Consider the following 1,247-nt stretch of genomic DNA (forward strand, 5'->3'; position numbering starts at 1 on the left):
TCCAACCTTCAACTTTAAACCTTAAACCTTAAACCTGCAACCTTAAACCTGCAACCTTAAACCTGCAACCAACATCGTTCATCCTTCCTACCATACTCTTAAATGTTCTCATCAAAAAACCCGGTCTTGACCGGGAAAATTGCTGAAAAACCAATCAACTTACCAAAACTTGGCCTTATTACAAAAAATCGTGGGATGTTTGGAAGCCCCGTCTATGAACGGGCAGGGTGCTTACCCTTGATGACCTTTAGACGGAAAAGAGAAAACACTCCCACACCTTTTACCCTTTTTTGAGCTCCTAAAAGGTCATCAATTATTAACATTCCCAGACTTGGGCCAGCACATAAACCGTCTATATAACTATCTGATAATGTTACAGGTGAGGGGGCAAGCGGCATAAACCGGAGTCTGGATCAGATCAGGCTCGCCATGTAGCCAATTTAACCAACTAACTTCCTTAGGATGAACCCCCTTAAAGGTTAAGACTCCTGCACCTAATATCACTGCTAAAACATTTACTCCAATCAAACTCCCTGCTACTAGTAATACAGCACTAACCGGCAGAATCGATTGTAGAGCGATCGCTAACAGAGAGCCAGCGGTAACCATTAATACAATCAACGGAAAACCGACAACCAGTAAGCAAACTGCCAAGGTAAATGCCCAAATTAAAAAGCTTTTGACCACTGCTAATGAATCAGTTTGTGTAAAGCTCTGACTTGTGGTTAATGCCATAGTGTTTTCTCCAGTAATCATTAAAAAAAATGAATTGACAGCATCTGCCCTTACTTGACAGGGTCTGCCCTTGAGTAAATTCTTTGATTTGAAATTTTCTAGGTGAATTTCAGTATAGGTAAAATTTTGATGAAGATGAACCTTTTGTCAAAAAAGTTTACAGTCAACTCCTCCGACCTATGTATCAAAATTGTTACAATCGTTAAAAGCCTAAAATTATTGGTTATCTTAAGAGAGACCGATAATCTACCATTAGACAGATGAACCAATTTTTAATCGCTGATAGGTAGACTGAAGATATAGACCCAATCAGTGATAGCCTTATAGTTAGCTGTCCGGCAAAAGAAGCCCCACACCTAATGCTACGCATTAGGTGTGGGGCTTCTTTTGCACAGGGTATTATAAAATTGCTATAATATATGTACTGAGAAACAAAGCCGAAAATGCTGGTTTGTCAGTCACCTACGTTCCTAAAAAATAGAACTTATTGTATTGTTCCGGCGCGGAGGGGC

1 protein-coding gene is annotated in these 1,247 nt (G+C 40.0%); it reads right to left on the reverse strand.

Translation table 11 applies throughout. The features are described 5' to 3' along the window. Positions 1–360: 360 nt before the first annotated feature. On the reverse strand, positions 361–735 hold the full coding sequence (locus F6K52_RS36475; protein WP_070396775.1) for a hypothetical protein: 375 nt from the start codon (positions 733–735) through the stop codon (positions 361–363). Positions 736–1,247: the final 512 nt, after the last annotated feature.

Origin of the sequence: Moorena sp. SIO3H5 (genome assembly GCF_010692395.1) — a bacterium.
Classification (GTDB): domain Bacteria; phylum Cyanobacteriota; class Cyanobacteriia; order Cyanobacteriales; family Coleofasciculaceae; genus Moorena.

Excerpts from the sequence above, each read along its gene's own strand:
- F6K52_RS36475 (WP_070396775.1), bottom strand. The coding sequence starts at position 735 with ATGGCATTAACCACAAGTCAGAGCTTTACACAAACTGATTCATTAGCA.